Genomic DNA, 1,032 nt, shown 5'->3' with positions numbered 1-1,032 from the left:
TCGCGAGGGTGTGGCCGTCGTCGGTGGTGATGATCGTGGTGTCGCGGCCGTGGATGAGGGCGATGATCTCGGTGCGGGCGTGGGCGCGGCCGATGCCGAGGTGGAGCAGTCGTCCGCTGTGGCGGATGGTGATCTTGCCGTCGGCGTCGACGGTGTCGTAGCGCACGCGCCAGGTGTCGACTCCGGCGGCGCCCGTCGGGCTTGCCTTGGGGATGCGGGTGTAGGCCGTGGCGGGCGTGGCACGGCCCAGGGCCCGGTGGGGTCGGACGTTGTTGTAGTGGTCACGGAAGGCGTCGAGGACGGCCTGGAGCTCGTCGATCATGGTGACGTCGCGGGCGTCGAGGTGTCTCTTCAGGGTCTGCCACAGGCGTTCGATCTTGCCCTGGGTGGTGGGTTTGAATGGCTTGCCGTTCTTCTGGGTGATGCCCAGGTCGGCCAGGAGGGTCTCGAACGCGTTGCCGCCGCCGTCGCCGCGTCCACGGCCCCCGCGGGCCAGGCGGGTGGTGTAGACCATGCCGTTGTCCGTCAGGGTCGCGCACGGGTGGCCGTGCTCGAGGGCGGCTTGCGTGAACGTGCTCGTCACGGTGCGGGCCGTGACGCGCGGGTGCGCGGACAGATGGAGCAGGTAGCGGGAGTGGTCGTCGAGCCAGCCGATGACCTCGATGTCGGTGCCGTCGGCCAGGCGGACGTGGGTGAAGTCGGACTGCCACAGCTCGTTGGGGCGGTCCGCGGCGAAGCGCAGCCACGACGAGCGTGGACGTTTCTGCGGCTGTGGGGTGACGCGACCGCCGGCGGTGAGGATCCGCCACACGGTGGTGCGGGAGATCGTCACGTGCTCACGCGCCAGCAGCGTCGCGATGGTGTCCGCGCCGGCGTCGTGACCGCCCGCGATCAGCGCGTCCCGCAACGCCAGCACGCGGACGCGGACGTCGTCGGGCGTGCGTCCCGGCGACGAGCGTGGTCGCCGTGAGCGTGGCGCGAAGGCGCTGTCGCCCTCGGCCAGCCACCGCTGGTGCAGCTTGTGCACCAGCG

General features: G+C 71.2%; 1 protein-coding gene. It reads right to left on the bottom strand.

The annotated features are described in order from the left end of the window. The coding region (locus TR42_RS13935) for an integrase core domain-containing protein (protein WP_042216990.1) at positions 1-1,032 on the bottom strand (1,032 nt) is incomplete at both ends.

The organism is Demequina mangrovi (assembly GCF_000759715.1).
Classification (GTDB): Bacteria; Actinomycetota; Actinomycetes; order Actinomycetales; family Demequinaceae; genus Demequina; species Demequina mangrovi.
This window is presented reverse-complemented; position numbering and strand designations above follow the sequence as displayed.